The sequence below is a fragment of the Lysinibacillus sp. NPDC093216 genome (assembly GCF_050280325.1).
In the GTDB taxonomy this organism is placed as follows: Bacteria; Bacillota; Bacilli; order Bacillales_A; family Planococcaceae; genus Lysinibacillus.
The window spans coordinates 83,133-98,260 of record NZ_JBNNVB010000004.1 but is presented as its reverse complement, the minus strand read 5'-3'; the positions used below and the strand labels follow the sequence as shown (position 1 = coordinate 98,260).

The 15,128-nt window shown below is 37.0% G+C and carries 16 protein-coding genes; 15 read left to right on the top strand and 1 reads right to left on the bottom strand.

The annotated features are described in order from the left end of the window. From ACQKOG_RS06650 to ACQKOG_RS06585, 14 genes are all read left to right on the top strand, one after another. Entirely contained in the window at positions 1 to 723 is a 723-nt protein-coding gene (locus ACQKOG_RS06650) for a GntR family transcriptional regulator (RefSeq protein WP_415731220.1), read from the top strand. Between the two features lie 4 nt (positions 724 to 727). Continuing rightward, positions 728 to 1,447, top strand: a complete 720-nt coding sequence (locus ACQKOG_RS06645) for a sugar isomerase domain-containing protein (RefSeq protein WP_415731221.1) — start codon at positions 728 to 730, stop codon at positions 1,445 to 1,447. Positions 1,448 to 1,464: 17 nt separating this feature from the next. Next, positions 1,465 to 1,734 carry an HPr family phosphocarrier protein gene (locus ACQKOG_RS06640; protein WP_402870270.1) on the top strand — a complete coding sequence of 90 codons (270 nt, stop codon included), beginning with the start codon at positions 1,465 to 1,467 and terminating at the stop codon, positions 1,732 to 1,734. Continuing rightward, positions 1,728 to 3,446, top strand: coding sequence for a phosphoenolpyruvate--protein phosphotransferase (gene ptsP / locus ACQKOG_RS06635; protein WP_427445714.1), 1,719 nt, complete (start codon positions 1,728 to 1,730; stop codon positions 3,444 to 3,446). Before ACQKOG_RS06640 ends, ptsP begins: the two co-directional genes overlap by 7 nt. A 41-nt stretch (positions 3,447 to 3,487) precedes the next feature. Then, positions 3,488 to 4,663: a GNAT family N-acetyltransferase gene (locus ACQKOG_RS06630; protein WP_427445712.1), complete on the top strand. Its 1,176-nt coding sequence runs from the start codon at positions 3,488 to 3,490 to the stop codon at positions 4,661 to 4,663. 489 nt (positions 4,664 to 5,152) lie between these two features. Next, positions 5,153 to 5,464, top strand: coding sequence for a PTS sugar transporter subunit IIB (locus tag ACQKOG_RS06625; protein ID WP_427445710.1), 312 nt, complete (start codon positions 5,153 to 5,155; stop codon positions 5,462 to 5,464). Positions 5,465 to 5,477: 13 nt separating this feature from the next. After that, on the top strand, positions 5,478 to 5,798 hold the full coding sequence (locus ACQKOG_RS06620) for a PTS lactose/cellobiose transporter subunit IIA (RefSeq protein ID WP_049667708.1): 321 nt from the start codon (positions 5,478 to 5,480) through the stop codon (positions 5,796 to 5,798). Positions 5,799 to 5,843: 45 nt separating this feature from the next. Beyond that, complete coding sequence (locus tag ACQKOG_RS06615; RefSeq protein ID WP_370075385.1) at positions 5,844 to 7,172, top strand: PTS sugar transporter subunit IIC; 1,329 nt, start codon at positions 5,844 to 5,846, stop codon at positions 7,170 to 7,172. 25 nt (positions 7,173 to 7,197) lie between these two features. Beyond that, positions 7,198 to 8,280 (top strand): DUF871 domain-containing protein, encoded by a 1,083-nt coding sequence (locus tag ACQKOG_RS06610; RefSeq protein WP_427445707.1) that lies wholly within the window; start codon positions 7,198 to 7,200, stop codon positions 8,278 to 8,280. A gap of 157 nt (positions 8,281 to 8,437) precedes the next feature. Next, positions 8,438 to 9,415, top strand: coding sequence for an N-acetylglucosamine kinase (locus ACQKOG_RS06605; protein WP_427445705.1), 978 nt, complete (start codon positions 8,438 to 8,440; stop codon positions 9,413 to 9,415). A gap of 324 nt (positions 9,416 to 9,739) precedes the next feature. Then, positions 9,740 to 10,501: a tRNA threonylcarbamoyladenosine dehydratase gene (locus ACQKOG_RS06600; RefSeq protein ID WP_370075382.1), complete on the top strand. Its 762-nt coding sequence runs from the start codon at positions 9,740 to 9,742 to the stop codon at positions 10,499 to 10,501. 342 nt (positions 10,502 to 10,843) lie between these two features. Next, positions 10,844 to 11,230, top strand: coding sequence for a hypothetical protein (locus tag ACQKOG_RS06595; protein WP_370075381.1), 387 nt, complete (start codon positions 10,844 to 10,846; stop codon positions 11,228 to 11,230). 170 nt (positions 11,231 to 11,400) lie between these two features. Further along, positions 11,401 to 11,961 carry a hypothetical protein gene (locus ACQKOG_RS06590; RefSeq protein ID WP_415731163.1) on the top strand — a complete coding sequence of 187 codons (561 nt, stop codon included), beginning with the start codon at positions 11,401 to 11,403 and terminating at the stop codon, positions 11,959 to 11,961. Between the two features lie 400 nt (positions 11,962 to 12,361). Beyond that, a complete protein-coding gene (locus tag ACQKOG_RS06585) occupies positions 12,362 to 13,078 on the top strand; it encodes a hypothetical protein (protein WP_427445703.1) in 717 nt (238 codons plus the stop codon). A gap of 136 nt (positions 13,079 to 13,214) precedes the next feature. Here the strand turns inward: ACQKOG_RS06585 and ACQKOG_RS06580 are convergent, their stop codons facing one another. Further along, the gene (locus ACQKOG_RS06580) at positions 13,215 to 14,504 is read right to left on the bottom strand and encodes a replication-associated recombination protein A (RefSeq protein WP_370075378.1); all 1,290 of its coding nucleotides are present in this window, start codon (positions 14,502 to 14,504) and stop codon (positions 13,215 to 13,217) included. A gap of 196 nt (positions 14,505 to 14,700) precedes the next feature. Here ACQKOG_RS06580 and cymR point away from each other — a divergent pair, with 196 nt between their 5' ends. Beyond that, a complete protein-coding gene (gene cymR / locus ACQKOG_RS06575) occupies positions 14,701 to 15,120 on the top strand; it encodes a cysteine metabolism transcriptional regulator CymR (protein ID WP_132356936.1) in 420 nt (139 codons plus the stop codon). Positions 15,121 to 15,128: the final 8 nt, after the last annotated feature.

Below are 15,128 nucleotides of genomic sequence, written 5' to 3'. Positions count from 1 at the left end.
TTGTTAGATAAAAATTCTCATATACCTATCTATATACAAATAGAAGAGATTATTAAACAACGTATTTATTTAGAAGAATACAAAATCGGAGAAAATATTCCTTCTGAGCGAGAGCTTTCTATGCAGTTTGATGTTAGTAGAATGACAGTTCGTCAATCAATCACAAATTTAGTCAATAGCGGTTTACTGTACCGCGAAAAAGGGAAAGGTACATATGTTGCTAACCCAAAATTAGAACAACCGCTAAAAGGATTAACAAGTTTCACAGAGGATATGCGGGCTAGAGGAATGGAACCAAGCAGTAAAGTTTTACGCTTTGAAAAAATCGTACCACCAATTGATATTGCTAGAGATTTAATGTTAGAGCCGGGCGAAGAGGTATTCTTCGTTGTTCGAATCCGTAGTGCAGATTCCAAGCCAATGGCAATCGAAAGAACGTATATTCCTGTGAAAGTATATCCAGAATTAGATGAAAAGAAAATAATGGGGTCATTATATGCGTTAATTGAAGCAAAATTCCATCAAAAAATTGGCAATGCTATTCAGCAAATGGAGGCAGCTATTGTTCCAAAAGAAGATAGTAAATTTTTGCAAATTAATCATACTGCACCTGTGTTAATTATTAAACGTACAAGTTATTTATCTGATGGAGTTCCGTTCGAGCTTGTGCGAAGTACTTATCGAGCTGATCGATACAAATTCATTAGTGAAATTAAAAGGTGATCCTATGGATGCATATTATCTAGAAATTCAAAAGTTAATGCAGGTCGTGAGGGAGCAAGAATATGCCCGAATAAAAGAGGCAGCACAATTAATTGTCAAAAGGCTTCAATGTGGGGGAATTGTCCAATTATTTGGTTGTGGTCATTCTCATCTTTTAGCACAGGATGCATTTTATCGTGCAGGAGGGCTTGTACCTGTATGTCCTATTATTATTGAACCTTTAACATTACACGCAGGAGCAATGACGTCATCTGAAAATGAGAAGAACCCGACTATCATTGAACGGTATAAAGATCATTTTGATTTTCATGAAAATGATGTTTGCATTGTTATTTCAACATCCGGGAGAAATCAAGCACCTATTGATGTAGCATATTTAGCGAAAGAAGCTGGAGTGTTGGTCATGTCGCTGCAATCTCTTGCTTATTGCGAACAGCCGACCCGCCATCAAAGTGGACAGCGCTTAGAGGATGTAGTAGATATAGTGATCGATACGCATATACCAATAGGAGATGGTTTGCTGCATCACCATGAAATACAGTATGCGCCATCCTCTACAGTGATCGGTTCATTTATTTTAAATGCATTATTCAGTGAAATCATTGAGAACATGGCTTTATCTGACGAAATATTACCAGTTTTTAAAAGTAATAATGTTGACTCTGATTTGTCTCATAATGAGGCTATGATTACCAATTATCAACATCGTATTAACTTTAAATGACATGCGGAGGGATATCGATGAAGAAAATGTATAAAATAACAGCGCCAGAGGGACTACATGCTAGACCGGCAGCATTACTTGTAACGGCTGTAACACCGTTTGAGTGTGACGTTCAGTTAACGTATAAAGAGAAATCGGTCAATTTAAAATCAATTATGGGCGTTATGTCACAAGGGGTAGCACCTGGAAGCATTGTAGAAATTTCAGCAGAGGGATCTGATGCCGAGAAGCTTTTTCAAACAATAACAGAAGTTATGGTTTCAAAAGGAATTGGTGAGGAATGTTAGAAATACAAGGAATTGCTGTTTCTAGAGGCATCGCCTTTGCAAATGCGTATTGTTTAAAGGAACCAGATCTAACTTTTGAAGAAGTTAAGATTACTGATGTACATGCTGAACTAGAAAGGTTCAAGGCAGCTATTGTTAAAACGAAAGCGGAACTTCAAGAAATTCATGAAATAGCTCAGGAGAAATTTGGTGCTGAAAAGGCGGCTATTTTCGAGGCACATCTATTAGTGCTAGAGGATCCTGAAATGCTTACGTCTATTGAAGCGAAAATTCAATCTGGGGTGAATGCTGAATTTGCATTAGATAAAGTATCGAATATGTTCATTGCAATGTTTGAAGGGCTAGATAATGTCTATATGCAGGAGCGAGTCGCAGATATTCGAGATGTATCTAAACGGGTATTAGCCCATTTATTAGGGGTTGAAATGGTGGATATGAATCGTTTAACCTCTGAAGTTATTATCGTTGCTAAAGACTTAACACCGTCCATGACTGCGATGTTAGATACAACGTATGTAAAAGGGTTTATAACGGATATTGGTGGCAAAACATCTCATTCTGCTATTCTCGCAAGAACGTTAGAGATTCCAGCAGTAGTTGGGACGAAAAATGCCACGGAAGGTATTCAACATGGAGCATCAATTGTTTTAGATGGGACAAATGGCAAGATTTTTGTCAACGCTTCATCGGAAATAACTAGCTTTTATTTGCAGCAACAACGTTTACACAATGAAGAGAAGGAAGAACTTCTTCGATATCGTTCATTACCAAGTTTGAGTGCGGATGGATTTTCAGTAGAAATTGCAGGGAATATAGGAAACCCTGAAGATGCGGATATGGTCATTAATGCTGGTGGAGATGGTATTGGCTTGTTTCGTACAGAGTTTTTATATATGGAACGACAGGAGCTACCAACTGAGGAGGAGCAGTTTCAAGCATATAAAAGCGTACTTGAGAAAATGCAAGGCAAGCCAACGATTGTTCGGACATTAGATATTGGTGGCGATAAAAATCTACCATATTTAAAACTTGCTGAAGAGATGAACCCTTTTCTTGGCTATCGAGCAATTCGAATTAGTTTAACCCAACAAGAAATGTTTCGTGTACAGATTCGCGCATTACTAAAATCAAGCGCTTACGGCAATTTAAAAATTATGTTTCCGATGATTGCTACATTGGATGAATTTAAAATGGCGAAGGCAATATTGCTTGAAGAAAAACAAAGTTTGAAGAGTGATGGATATCTTATATCTGAAACACTAGAAGTGGGGATGATGATTGAAATTCCGTCGGCAGCGATCATTGCAGATGTATTTGCAAAGGAAGTAGATTTTTTCTCAATTGGTACAAATGATTTAATCCAATACACGTTAGCAGCGGATCGCATGAACGAAAATGTTTCTTATTTATATCAACCGTATCATCCTGCTGTTTTAAGACTTATAAAAAATGTCATTGATGCAGCACAGCATCATGGAAAATGGGTAGGTATGTGTGGTGAAATGGCTGCAGATGAAATAGCGTTACCGATTTTACTGGGATTTGGATTAAATGAGTTTTCCATGAGTGCTTCCTCTATTTTAAAGACTCGTGTACATCTCGCTAAGCTTTCTAAACAACAGCTAACACCACATAATGAGCGCATCTTACTATTATCCACGGCCTCAGAAGTCGAGGAATATGTGAAAAATAATCTATTAAGTTTATCTTGAATTGTACGAATATTCAGTACCTGAAAGGGGTGCTCTAGCGTATGGAAATAAAAATAATCCCTCCAAAAGATTATTTACAGGTACATCAATTAAGAGATTATTGTTTTCCTAATAAGTATACGGGTGCGCGACGCGATGATTTTCACTATTGGATTGAGCATAGCACAACATTAGGTGCTTACGATGAACATAAAGTAGTTGGACAGCTATTAATATTGCCACTTAATATGACAATTCATGGTGAAAATTACAAGATGGGTGGAATTGGCTTTGTTGCAACATATCCTGAATATCGGCAACAAGGTATTATCAAAAAGCTTATGACCGAGGCACTGAAGAAAATGCGAGAAAATGGGCAGAGCACTTCTGTGTTAGCACCATTCTCCGTATCCTTTTATCGTTACTTTGGCTGGGAATTATTTTTTGAGAAGTTATGTTATACCATTCCGCAATTGCTGTTTCCTTCTTTCGGAAAGCAGCTGGACGTAGTAAAACGTATGAGTTTTGAATGGCCAGATCATTATCTTTTTCAGGCAATTAAGGATTTTCATAATGCACAATCGATTTTTAATAATGGGAGTATGCTGCGAGATGATGCTTGGTGGAAAAGGATAGAAAGAAGGATGCCTGATAGTCATTTTGCGGCATATTTTAAGGAAGATAAAATTGCGGGTTATATTCGCTATATCATTCAGGATGGAACGTTTGAGATTCATGATTTTATAGCTGAAGATTTACTAGCAGAACAAGCGATTTGGCGTTTTATCACGTCTCATGCTGCGAGTGTAAGTAACATTAAAGGAGTTACTTCTAACGATCATCAATTTGGCTTTTATTTTAAAGAACCACAGTTTAAAAAGGAAGTCGTTCAAGATGTGATGGTAAGAATAGTAGATGCTTTGATGTTCATGCAACATTATCCGTGGGGCGATATTCAGGAGCCGTTATATATTCAAATTGAAGATCCATTTTGTAGTTGGAATGAGCACGCATATAAAATAAATAAAAGTGGAGATGTCTCGATAATTGAGACAAATTCTATCCCAAATGTGCATATGTTAACATTACCAATTAATCTTTTTTCAGCAATGATGGTAGGCTATCTTTCTGTAAAGGATGCTGTCTTGTATGCAAATGAAGAAATGGCTGATGACATTATTGATCGATGGCAGCAAGCGTTACCCTCTAATAAACCAGCATTCTATGAATACTTTTAACTTCTTTCAGCAAATGTCTTTGTAGCGAAAGTGAAGCGTCAGTAACATATGTCTTTTGTGCTGAGAGCGTAGCGACAGCAACAAGGGTGACCAACATCGTGCTACTGACGCTACGTTAGCACTACGCTTTTGCGCAAAAAACATTTGTTGGCCAAAAGCCTCGAGACGCAATTATGCCGAAGTATAATTGATGTATCGATGTCGTGTCATGTGGTGAAAAGTGGATATGAATGTAGTTGATTCTGAAAAATTAAATTTTTTTGAACTTTTTTCTGGACTATACCAGTTAGGTGAATCCATTCTGTAGTCTGTAACAGAGTTATAGCCCAATTTTTAAAGTCTCTCCACAAGGGAGGAAATGGTGTAAAAAGTATATTGTGGTATATACCAATTGATGCTATTCTCATCATAAGAAAGCGATTTCATAGTTGAAAAATCATAAAAATAAAAGTTAAAAAGACGAACTTAATCATGAAAAGGAGTGTTTTTATGAAAAACATTATGCTAGTGTGCGTAGCGGGAATGAGTACTAGTTTGCTAGTGTCAAAGATGCAAAAAGCCGCACAAGATCAAAACATTGAGGCAGATATTTATGCGATTGCTGAAGGTGAGGTTGACAAAGTATTAGCTACTAAAATGGCGGATGTGATGCTATTGGGTCCTCAAGTCCGTTACTTAAAAGGGACATATGAAAAAAAATACAAGGCAATGAATTTTCCGATTGAAGTCATTAACATGGCGGATTACGGCATGATGAATGGCGAAAATGTTTTAAAGCAAGCGTTACGGTTGATTGGTTAAGGGGGCAGCGACAATGGAAGAAACAGTTTTGATGGAATCTATTATGGGACTGATTGTGCACAGTGGTAATACGAGAAGTGAATGTATGGAGGCTATCCAGCTAGCGAAAAATGGTCAGATTCAGGAAGCGAAGGAAAAAATACAGTTAGCTAACGATGCATTGATTGAAGCGCATCATTCTCAGACGGCTCTACTTTCACAAGAAGCAAGGGGAGAAAAAGTAGAAGTGTCAATGCTGTTAATTCACGCGCAGGATCATTTAATGAATGCCATTACGTTTCGTGATTTAGCAACTGAAATGATTGAGTTGTATGAACGAATCAAAGGGGAATAGCATCAAGCCTTGATGTCACAATAAAAAGTAAAGGGAGTGTGTGAAATGTTCCGTTTTTTAGAAGAAAAATTTGTGCCAGTCGCAGCTAGAGTAGGGAATCAGCGTCATTTAGTTGCCATTCGAGATGGATTTATTACAATCATGCCATTGACAATTGTTGGGTCACTTGCGATTCTTGTTAATACTTTGCCTATCAAATTCTATCAAAATGCGCTCGATGCCATCTGGAAGCATGAAACTTGGACACAGTGGGGCGGCAATGTTTGGGGAGCGACATTTGGAATCATCTCTCTGTTATTAGCCTTTTCCGTAGCCTACCATTTGACAAAAAGCTATGACAAGGATGCGTTATCTGGTGGTGTTATAGGTCTTGCGAGTTATATGACATTTGGCACGTTTGGAGAAGGTGGTTTAACAGGGTTAACAACGGGTACTGGAGGAATATTTGTTGCGCTCATTGCAGCTTTGATTTCTGCAGAAATATTCTCACGTTTATCTGGGAACCCTAAGCTGTTAATTAAAATGCCAGCTGGTGTGCCAGCTGCTGTTTCAAAATCATTTGCTGCATTACTACCAGCGATTATTACGATTGGCTTACTAGCATTAGTACGTACAATCGTTTCAGCCGGATTTAATATTCCAGATATTATTGGAACGTTTTATTCATCGATTCAAGAGCCGTTTATGGGATTAACAAATACATGGGTAGCAGGTCTTATTTTAGCGTTTATTCCAACCTTCTTATGGTCTTTCGGTATTCATGGTGCAAATATTATTGAGCCATTTATGCAATCTATTAACTTACAAGCAATAGATGCTAACGTTGCAGCTATTTCAGCTGGAAAAGCTGCGCCTTATATCATTAATAAACCATTCTTTGATGCTTTTATCAATATGGGTGGTTCAGGTACAACAATTGCCTTAATTATTGCTATATTCATCATTGCAAGAAAGAATAAGCAGTATAATACGGTCGGTAAGCTATCAGCAGCGCCAGGACTATTTAACATTAATGAACCGTTACTGTTCGGTTTACCAATTGTGCTTAATCCGATTTTATTTATGCCTTTTATCTTAACGCCAATGGTTAATGTCACAATCGCCTTTTTTGCAACGAAATGGGGATTAGTACCTGCAGCAACGATTGCAGTTCCATGGAATACGCCTCCAATACTTAATGGTCTCTTGGTAACGCAATCATGGCGTGGTGCTGTGCTCAGTATCGTCTTAATCGTAGTTGCGATATGTATTTACCTACCATTCTTATCAATGGCAAACCGCATGGCAAAGCAGAATGAACTACGGGCTGCTGAAGCAGAGTCTCAAAAAGATCAGCATGTTACAAAATTAGAGAGTCAAAAAGTAGAAGTGTAATTGTGAGCTAACGGAGGTATTTAAATTGAAAAGATTAGGGATTTCACTATATCCTCAGCATAGTACACTAGACGATATGAAGCGATATGTTCAGCTCGCTCATGACAATGGTTTTGATCGAATATTTACATGTCTTATGTCATTAAATAATGATCAGGAACGACAAAAATTACAACAAATCAATAAATTTGCGCAGCAGCTTGACTTTGAAATTTCAGCTGATATTGCCCCAGCTGTTTTTGAAGATTTAGACTTAACGTATAAAGATATCGGTTACTTTAAGGAGCATTATCATTTAGCGGCATTGCGCTTAGATATGGGCTTTTCTGGTCAGGAAGAAGCGTTTATGTCGCTCGATGCAAGTAATTTAAAAATAGAATTAAATATTAGTAACGGTACTAAATATGTAGAAAATATATTATCCTATCAACCGAATAAAGATAATATTATTGGCTGCCATAATTTTTATCCGAGACGTTTCACAGGTTTATCACGTCAACATTTTTTACAAACATCTCAACAATTTAAAGCAAATCATATTCGTACAGCAGCCATGATTTCATCACAGCATGCTATGTTCGGACCTTGGGAAGAAACCGAGCATGGATTACCTACATTAGAAGAGCATCGTCATCTGCCAATTACTGTGCAAGCAAAGGATTTATGGCACACTGGTTTAATAGATGATTGCATTATCGGCAATATGTATGCTTCTGAGGAAGAAATACGTGCGTTAGGTCAATTAAATCGCCATAAGCTAGAGCTGAAAGTTGAGCAGTCTATTGAAACGTCTATTTTAGAAGAAGTCATCCTTTTTAAGGAGCCACATTTTAATCGTGGCGATGTTTCGGATTATGTGATCCGTAGTACGCAATCTCGTGTTAAATATAAAAATGGTGACTTCCCTGTACATGATAGCCACCCATTAACATTGGGCGATGTGACAATCGATAATAATTTAGATGTACGTTATAAAGGTGAGCTCCAAATTGTTTTAAAGGAGATGCCGAATGCCGGATCAACAAATGTTGTGGCAAGAGTAGTAGTAGAAGAGCAATTTTTATTAGCACATATTCAGCCTTGGGCATCATTTGGCTTTACGAAATGATTACAGAAGAAGGGATTAAGCCATTAGTAGATAGTGCTTAATCCCTTTTTATCTTTAGTAAGCAGATATTTTCTGAGCGAAAGCGAAGCGGCAGCTCCAAGTGATTGCTATAGCGACAGCCAAGCTAAGGCAAAATCTAGATGAAAGGAGTAAAGATATGTATGTATTAGCGATTGACGGTGGGGGAACGAAAACGTCAGCAGTGATTTGTGATGAACTGGGCAATGTTTATGCTAAAGTAGTAACGACTCGCAGTAACCCAACAGCTATGGGTATTCAATTTTTTAAGTCAACGATTCATGATATACTACAAAATTTGCAACAACAAAATCTGCAAGTATTTGCAGCTATAGATAGTTGTTTTGCTGGCATGGCTGGAGTTAAGGAGCTACAGGCAGAGGAAGTTGTAGAATCGATAGTACGTCAATACGTTCCTAAAACAGCACCTGTGATTGTTGATAATGATGCTCTAATTGCACTTTATGCAGGCACACTTGGGCAGGCTGGTATTGTGCAAATTGCAGGGACAGGCGCTATTACGATGGGCTACGATCGTGAGCAACATTTTCATAGAGTTGGCGGCTGGGGTTATCTTTTTGATGATGAAGGCAGTGGCTATGATTTAGGTGTTCAAGTGCTGAAGGCTATTTTTCAAAGCTATGATGGGCGAGGAGACCCAACAGCATTGACAGATGTAGTATTACGTTATTTTTCTGTAGAAAATGTACCACAATTAATAGAGCCTATATATGGAGAAGAGCATCCTCGGACAGTGATTGCACCGTTAAGTAAATATGTTTTTGACGTGGCAGAAAAAGGTGATCCTGTTGCTATTAAAATCATTGAGGATGCAAGTAAGAAATATTATGTGGCGATTAAAGCATGTTACGCTCATATGACTTGGGAGGAAGGGAAAGTACTTGTTGTATTAGTGGGTGGCGTTTTTAATAATGAAGCATATTTTTTACCGAAATTACAGCAATTCGCACAGGCTGACGAGATACCATTGCAATTTATGGCACCAGTTTTACAACCAATCGGCGGGGCGGTAATTGCAGCTTTCAAGCAAATAAACGCTCAGCTCGGCTCAGATTTTGTGGAATGTTTCTCCGAAAATTATGAACAGGAATTATAGTGATGAGACTAAAGGCAATTGGATTATGATTTATTCAATTGCCTAAATTTTTTATAGATTTTTATGGGCTCAATTCAAACTTTACATACTTAAAAAGTATTTGATTAGGAATACTTAATTTTTTTAGTTATAATTTTTACTTGATGAATATCGTGATAAAATGTAAGATAAGTTTGATTTTATCTTAGTATTTAACTAGGTTTACTAATAAAGTGATTAGCTGGGTGCTTTATCCAACGCTGATCACCAATCGGGCTTTAACGGGCAATGTAAATTACTGCCCATTAAAGCGTGCTAAAAATTCAATAGACGGAGAGTGTAAGGATGTTACATCAATTTTCACGTAATGAGCTCGCAATAGGAACAGAGGGACTCGAAAAATTAAAAAATACAACGGTAGCCATTCTTGGTGTAGGCGGTGTAGGTTCATTTGCAGCTGAGGCATGTGCGCGAAGTGGTATTGGCCGCATTATTTTGGTAGATAAGGATAATGTTGATATTACGAATGTGAATCGTCAATTAGTTGCCTATCTTTCAACGGTCGGACAATCTAAGTCAGGTGTCATGAAAGAGCGTATTGCTGATATTAATCCAGAATGTGAAGTAATCGATATGCATATGTTTTACACAGAGGAAACATATGAGGAATTTTTCGCGCAAGGCATAGATTATGTCATTGATGCAAGTGATACAGTGATGTATAAAATTCATATTATGAAGGAATGTTTAAAGCGTAAAATTCCAATGATATCTAGCATGGGTGCAGCCAATAAAATGGATCCAACACGGTTCAAAATTGCAGATATTTCTAAAACGCATACGGACCCATTGGCTAAAGTAATCCGTACAAAATTACGTAAGGATGGTATTCATAAAGGAGTAACGGTTGTGTTCTCAGATGAGAGTCCTATTGTTGTTCGTCCAGATGTTGTAGAGCATGTCGGAAAACCGGATGCAGCTATCCGTAAAGCAAAAATGCCTCCATCTTCCAATGCCTTTGTTCCCTCAGTGGCAGGCTTAATCGCTGCCAGCTGGGTAGTGAATACAATCTTAAAAGATGTAAAAATTACACGTGTACAAGGTTAATACAACCTCGAAAAATCTGTTATGTCGATAAATATAAAAAGTTAGTCTATAAATTCAAAACTTTCATCGATAAATTAACAATATCTATCGATAAACTCAAATAATTTCTCGATAAAATAAAAGTGGAACGAAATCACCCTTAGTAATGGTGATGGGCCATTTTATGGAAGTAGCTGTCTCAATTGAAGACAGCTGCTTTTTCTATGCTACAATAGGAGCGTTGTAAAAAAAGGGATCTACGATATTTGCTAGGGTATCTATACAATTTGAGATGTTTGGACGGCTTTATATTACGACTCCTCCAACATTTGCTGTAGAACCTACAAAAGGAGGCGTTTTATTATGGGGCAAATCTATCAAATGGAATATAGAGGCTTAAATCTATTCGATGAAATTAGTACAGTAGAATTAGCTATTGATGAAGAAGGGCAAACAATTCACATTTTTGATGTTGGACAAGTTGTTAGCCCTATTTTTAATTTTGATGTTTCGGCCTACGAGCTATCAGATGGTTTTTATAAAATGGCGGATATACTTCGACATAAACGTATATTGACAAATCAACAGCCAGGTAATGAATTAACGCTTAGCGAGTGGTTAATTACAAATACTGCCTATTTTTATATGCCACAAAAAAGAATAAAAAAATATGCTCAAGGAAGTATTATAGAAATAGTTGATCGAACGAAAGAGCAATCTTTATTTGCTGATTATGTACAAAGAATATAATTCTACCAAAATTGTTCGCATAAGGTGCTAAAAATGCTATTAATTCACTAAATTGCCTTATTTTTTTCATGTACCCACTTCTCTATTTGGTTTATTGCTATAATTTTAATAATTCCAATAGATAATAAAAAAGTTTGTTTGGATGTGCAGGACTGCCTAGGGGAGTAGGAATGACGTTTAGAAAACAAATGACAACATGGGAGAGTGGGAAAATGGAAATTCAAGTAATTCGTGATCATTTAGACATTGTAAAACTTCAAGAGAAAATGAATGATATTGTATTTGACTATTTGGATACATCTAATAATTATCCAAAGGCTATGAGAGAACTAAATCCTTTATATACACAAGCTACAACATTTTATAAAGAGTATTTAGACAATAGAGCGGGTGAATTACCAAGTGCCAATACATATTGGCATTTGTTTATAGATTGCTGTGCAAAGCTGTGTTACTTTTTAGCGGCATCAACGTATTATTCAACCAATGAGTTACAAAAAACACCTGAAAAAGTTGAGCAATTATTAACGATTGCTGCCTATTCTTTACCTAGCATTGACCAGGAAGAGAATGAACAATTATTAGCAGCAATTTTTGCACTTTATCGTGAAGTAGTAGGGGATGAAGAGAAAACATCATCATTACGAAATGCGGTGCTTGAACAAAAAGGTTCAATCAAACAATGCTTACAACAATTTAAAGTATTTGTTGATAATGAAATGACGAAATAATTTAAGAGTGATTGAATCATTTTTTAAAAATAATATAACAACTAGAATCTGCTTACTTTTTGAGGTTGATCCACCAATCCTTACAGTACTCTGCTTTGTGAGGGTGATTGGGTTTCAAGATCTTAAAGTATTGCAGATTTTTTTGTGAATGTTAATAGATTATAGTGAGAAGACCGTGAAGTCCGTTATTGTAGTGTTAAAATTTTGTTGTGCGAAAATAAAAAAAGGACTTTTTTCTTAAAAGGTATTTATAAATTTTTGTCGAAATATAGTTAAAAATTGCAAATCTATTTGCAAGCTTTATGGCTCAGTATCAATAGTAACGGAAATTAACCATACGTTATGGTGGTGATGAAGGTTTATTCCATGCTGTATGAATTTATAGGAAAGGGGCCGTTCAATGTTAGTAAACGGTATCGAAATCGATTTGGCGAAATTAGAAAAACCGCTCTTATTAGTAAGTGAGGATGGGGAACTTCTATTTCGACAGTTAATACAAGAAACACCTGAACATGAGCTTACCCAATGCCAATTAGCCCTCTCGACAAGAAAATCTATCTCATTAGTAAGGGATTTCTGGTTCGCTATGTATAAAGATCGAGAAAAATTATATATCAACAGTGGACATGCGCTCCTGTATCCAATTCGTTTAATCATATTCGAACTTGTGACACAAGACGATTCCTTTAAACGTTTGTCGAAAAAATCTTTTGGAGATGAGTGTTTGTCACTTATTTATGCCATTGTCCTATTACAATTTGTCTTACGGTGGATAAAGGAACGTTTTAGTGATAACAAGGAAGTTTATGAGTCATTAAAATTATTATATAGAACGACTGAAGATAATATAGATGATCAATCCTCTCCATCAAGGGAGCAATCAATTGGTCAAGCAATTGCTGTAAAAGCAATACGTTCTGAAGTACGGGAGAACACCCAGGAATTTGCTAGTCTACTTTATCAAACCTACAATTTTCTTCATTATTTACATGATATCGAAAAGGACAAAAAGGAGAAAGAAACGACGAGACTGCCATCGATGAAAAATGTAGAAGATGCATTTAACCAATTTTACAAAACACGCTATACAACAAATAAGGCAATCTTTACAGGATGATTGTTTAGCAGTCTGTCCTGTTTTTTTAGAGAAAGTAATAAGATAAAAAAATAAGGCGCTTCTTGTTAAAATTGAAGTGCGATTGAAGTGCCCTATTTTCATGAAAAACATTATTATATGTTTTTCAGTAACCTTATTACTTTTTATCCTTATGAAAAGATTTAAGCTTTTCATAGATTCCTGCCATTCGTTTTTCTTCACCCGCAATAACAGGTTTATAATATTCTGTGCCTACAAGCTCATCCGGTAAATATTGCTGGTCTACCCATCCACCAAATGTTCCGATAGGGCTATTGTGGGGATATTGATAGCCTACATGACCTAAATCTTTTGCCCCTTCATAGTGAGCATCGCGTAGATGATGTGGAATATCGCCTGTTTTTCCCGCATGAATGCTGGCAATGGCGGCATCAATCGCACCAATTGCAGAATTAGATTTGGATGCAAGGCACATTTCAATAACAGCACTTGCAAGCGGAATACGCGCCTCTGGTAGCCCTAAACGCTCTGCCGCTTGCACAGCCGCAAGCATATGCGGTCCTACTTCAGGGTTGGCAAGGCCTATATCTTCATAAGCCATGACAAGTAAGCGTCGACTAACAGCTACTAAATCACCTGTTTCCAATAAATGAGCTAAATAATACATTGCTGCATTCGTATCACTTCCACGAACTGATTTTTGTAATGCAGATAGCAAATTATAAAAATTGGATCCTTTTTTATCACCATAAACGCCAATTCTGCCTACAAGATGCTCAATGATATGATCAGCAGCGATTGTTTGACCGTCTACTTCATCACTAGCATAATAAATTGATTCAAGCAAAGTTAATGCCTTCCGTGCGTCACCATTAGCTGCTTCAGCAATTTGATTAATTTGATGATCTGTTAATACAAAGTGATATTTACCAAGCCCGCGCCTTTCATCAGAAAGTGCTTTTTTTATAAGCTCGATTATATTTTCTTTCGTTAAACGTTTTAGTTGATATATTTCTCCACAACGTGAGCGGATAGCGGGATTGACATCATGGTACGGATTTTCCGTTGTAGCTCCAATTAACACGATGGAGCCGTTTTCAACATGTGGCAACAAAGCATCCTGCTGTAATTTATTAAAACGATGAATCTCATCCAAAAAAAGAAGGACTTTTCCTGAGATTCTAGCTTCCTGTACAATATCCTCGACGTCCTTTTTACCAGCACGAGTAGCATTAAGTGCGAAAAAGGGGAGCTTCGAGCTTCCTGATATGGCATTCGCTATTGACGTTTTGCCGATACCTGGCTCACCGTATAGCAGCATGGATGGAACATGTTCATTTTGAATCATTTTATAAAGAGCGGTGTTAGGACCGATAAAATCTTGGTGTCCTACAATTTCATCAAGGGTTAAAGGACGCATGCGAAAAGCGAGTGGTTCATTATGCATTAAAAATTCCCCCTTTCAACTGTTTTCAATGATTTTTTGTGCTTAGAATGAAGCGTTACACAATATTTTGCCTAACTATACTAAAGCGCAATTAATAGTATATCATAACCTTCCGAGAGTATTTCCGAGTTCTTCGAGAGGAGATTATGATATACTGTTGGTAGTATTTTTGACTAGACTATTTGAGGGTGATAAAATGAAAATTTCTACAAAGGGCCGTTATGGTCTAACGATTATGATTGAATTAGCAAAGCATTATGGAGAAGGACCTATTCCGCTACGCAAAATTGCTGCTGAAAAGGATCTTTCTGAGGCATACTTAGAGCAGTTAGTATCACCATTACGTAATTCAGGCTTAGTGAAAAGTGTACGCGGTGCATATGGTGGGTATATGCTAGCAAATCCACCAAGTGAAATTTCAGCAGCTAATGTTATTAGCGTGTTAGAGGGTCCAATTCAACCTGTAGAAGGTATTGAAAATGAAGAGGCACCTCAGCGAGAGTTATGGCTCCGTATTCGTGATGCTGTGAAAAATGTATTAGATACAACGACAATTGAGGATTTAGCTCAATATACTGAGGAAAATGTAGCGGAAGGCTATATGTTCTATATTTAAAATTAGGC

What these genes read in the sequence shown, in the direction of transcription:
- ACQKOG_RS06645 (WP_415731221.1), top strand. Translation starts at nt 728, where the DNA reads ATGGATGCATATTATCTAGAAATTCAAAAGTTAATGCAGGTCGTGAGG.
- ACQKOG_RS06640 (WP_402870270.1), top strand. Translation starts at nt 1,465, where the DNA reads ATGAAGAAAATGTATAAAATAACAGCGCCAGAGGGACTACATGCTAGA.
- ptsP (WP_427445714.1), top strand. Translation starts at nt 1,728, where the DNA reads ATGTTAGAAATACAAGGAATTGCTGTTTCTAGAGGCATCGCCTTTGCA.
- ACQKOG_RS06630 (WP_427445712.1), top strand. Translation starts at nt 3,488, where the DNA reads ATGGAAATAAAAATAATCCCTCCAAAAGATTATTTACAGGTACATCAA.
- ACQKOG_RS06625 (WP_427445710.1), top strand. Translation starts at nt 5,153, where the DNA reads ATGAAAAACATTATGCTAGTGTGCGTAGCGGGAATGAGTACTAGTTTG.
- ACQKOG_RS06620 (WP_049667708.1), top strand. Translation starts at nt 5,478, where the DNA reads ATGGAAGAAACAGTTTTGATGGAATCTATTATGGGACTGATTGTGCAC.
- ACQKOG_RS06615 (WP_370075385.1), top strand. Translation starts at nt 5,844, where the DNA reads ATGTTCCGTTTTTTAGAAGAAAAATTTGTGCCAGTCGCAGCTAGAGTA.
- ACQKOG_RS06605 (WP_427445705.1), top strand. Translation starts at nt 8,438, where the DNA reads ATGTATGTATTAGCGATTGACGGTGGGGGAACGAAAACGTCAGCAGTG.
- ACQKOG_RS06600 (WP_370075382.1), top strand. Translation starts at nt 9,740, where the DNA reads ATGTTACATCAATTTTCACGTAATGAGCTCGCAATAGGAACAGAGGGA.
- ACQKOG_RS06595 (WP_370075381.1), top strand. Translation starts at nt 10,844, where the DNA reads ATGGGGCAAATCTATCAAATGGAATATAGAGGCTTAAATCTATTCGAT.
- ACQKOG_RS06590 (WP_415731163.1), top strand. Translation starts at nt 11,401, where the DNA reads ATGACGTTTAGAAAACAAATGACAACATGGGAGAGTGGGAAAATGGAA.
- ACQKOG_RS06585 (WP_427445703.1), top strand. Translation starts at nt 12,362, where the DNA reads ATGTTAGTAAACGGTATCGAAATCGATTTGGCGAAATTAGAAAAACCG.
- ACQKOG_RS06580 (WP_370075378.1), bottom strand. Translation starts at nt 14,504, where the DNA reads ATGCATAATGAACCACTCGCTTTTCGCATGCGTCCTTTAACCCTTGAT.
- cymR (WP_132356936.1), top strand. Translation starts at nt 14,701, where the DNA reads ATGAAAATTTCTACAAAGGGCCGTTATGGTCTAACGATTATGATTGAA.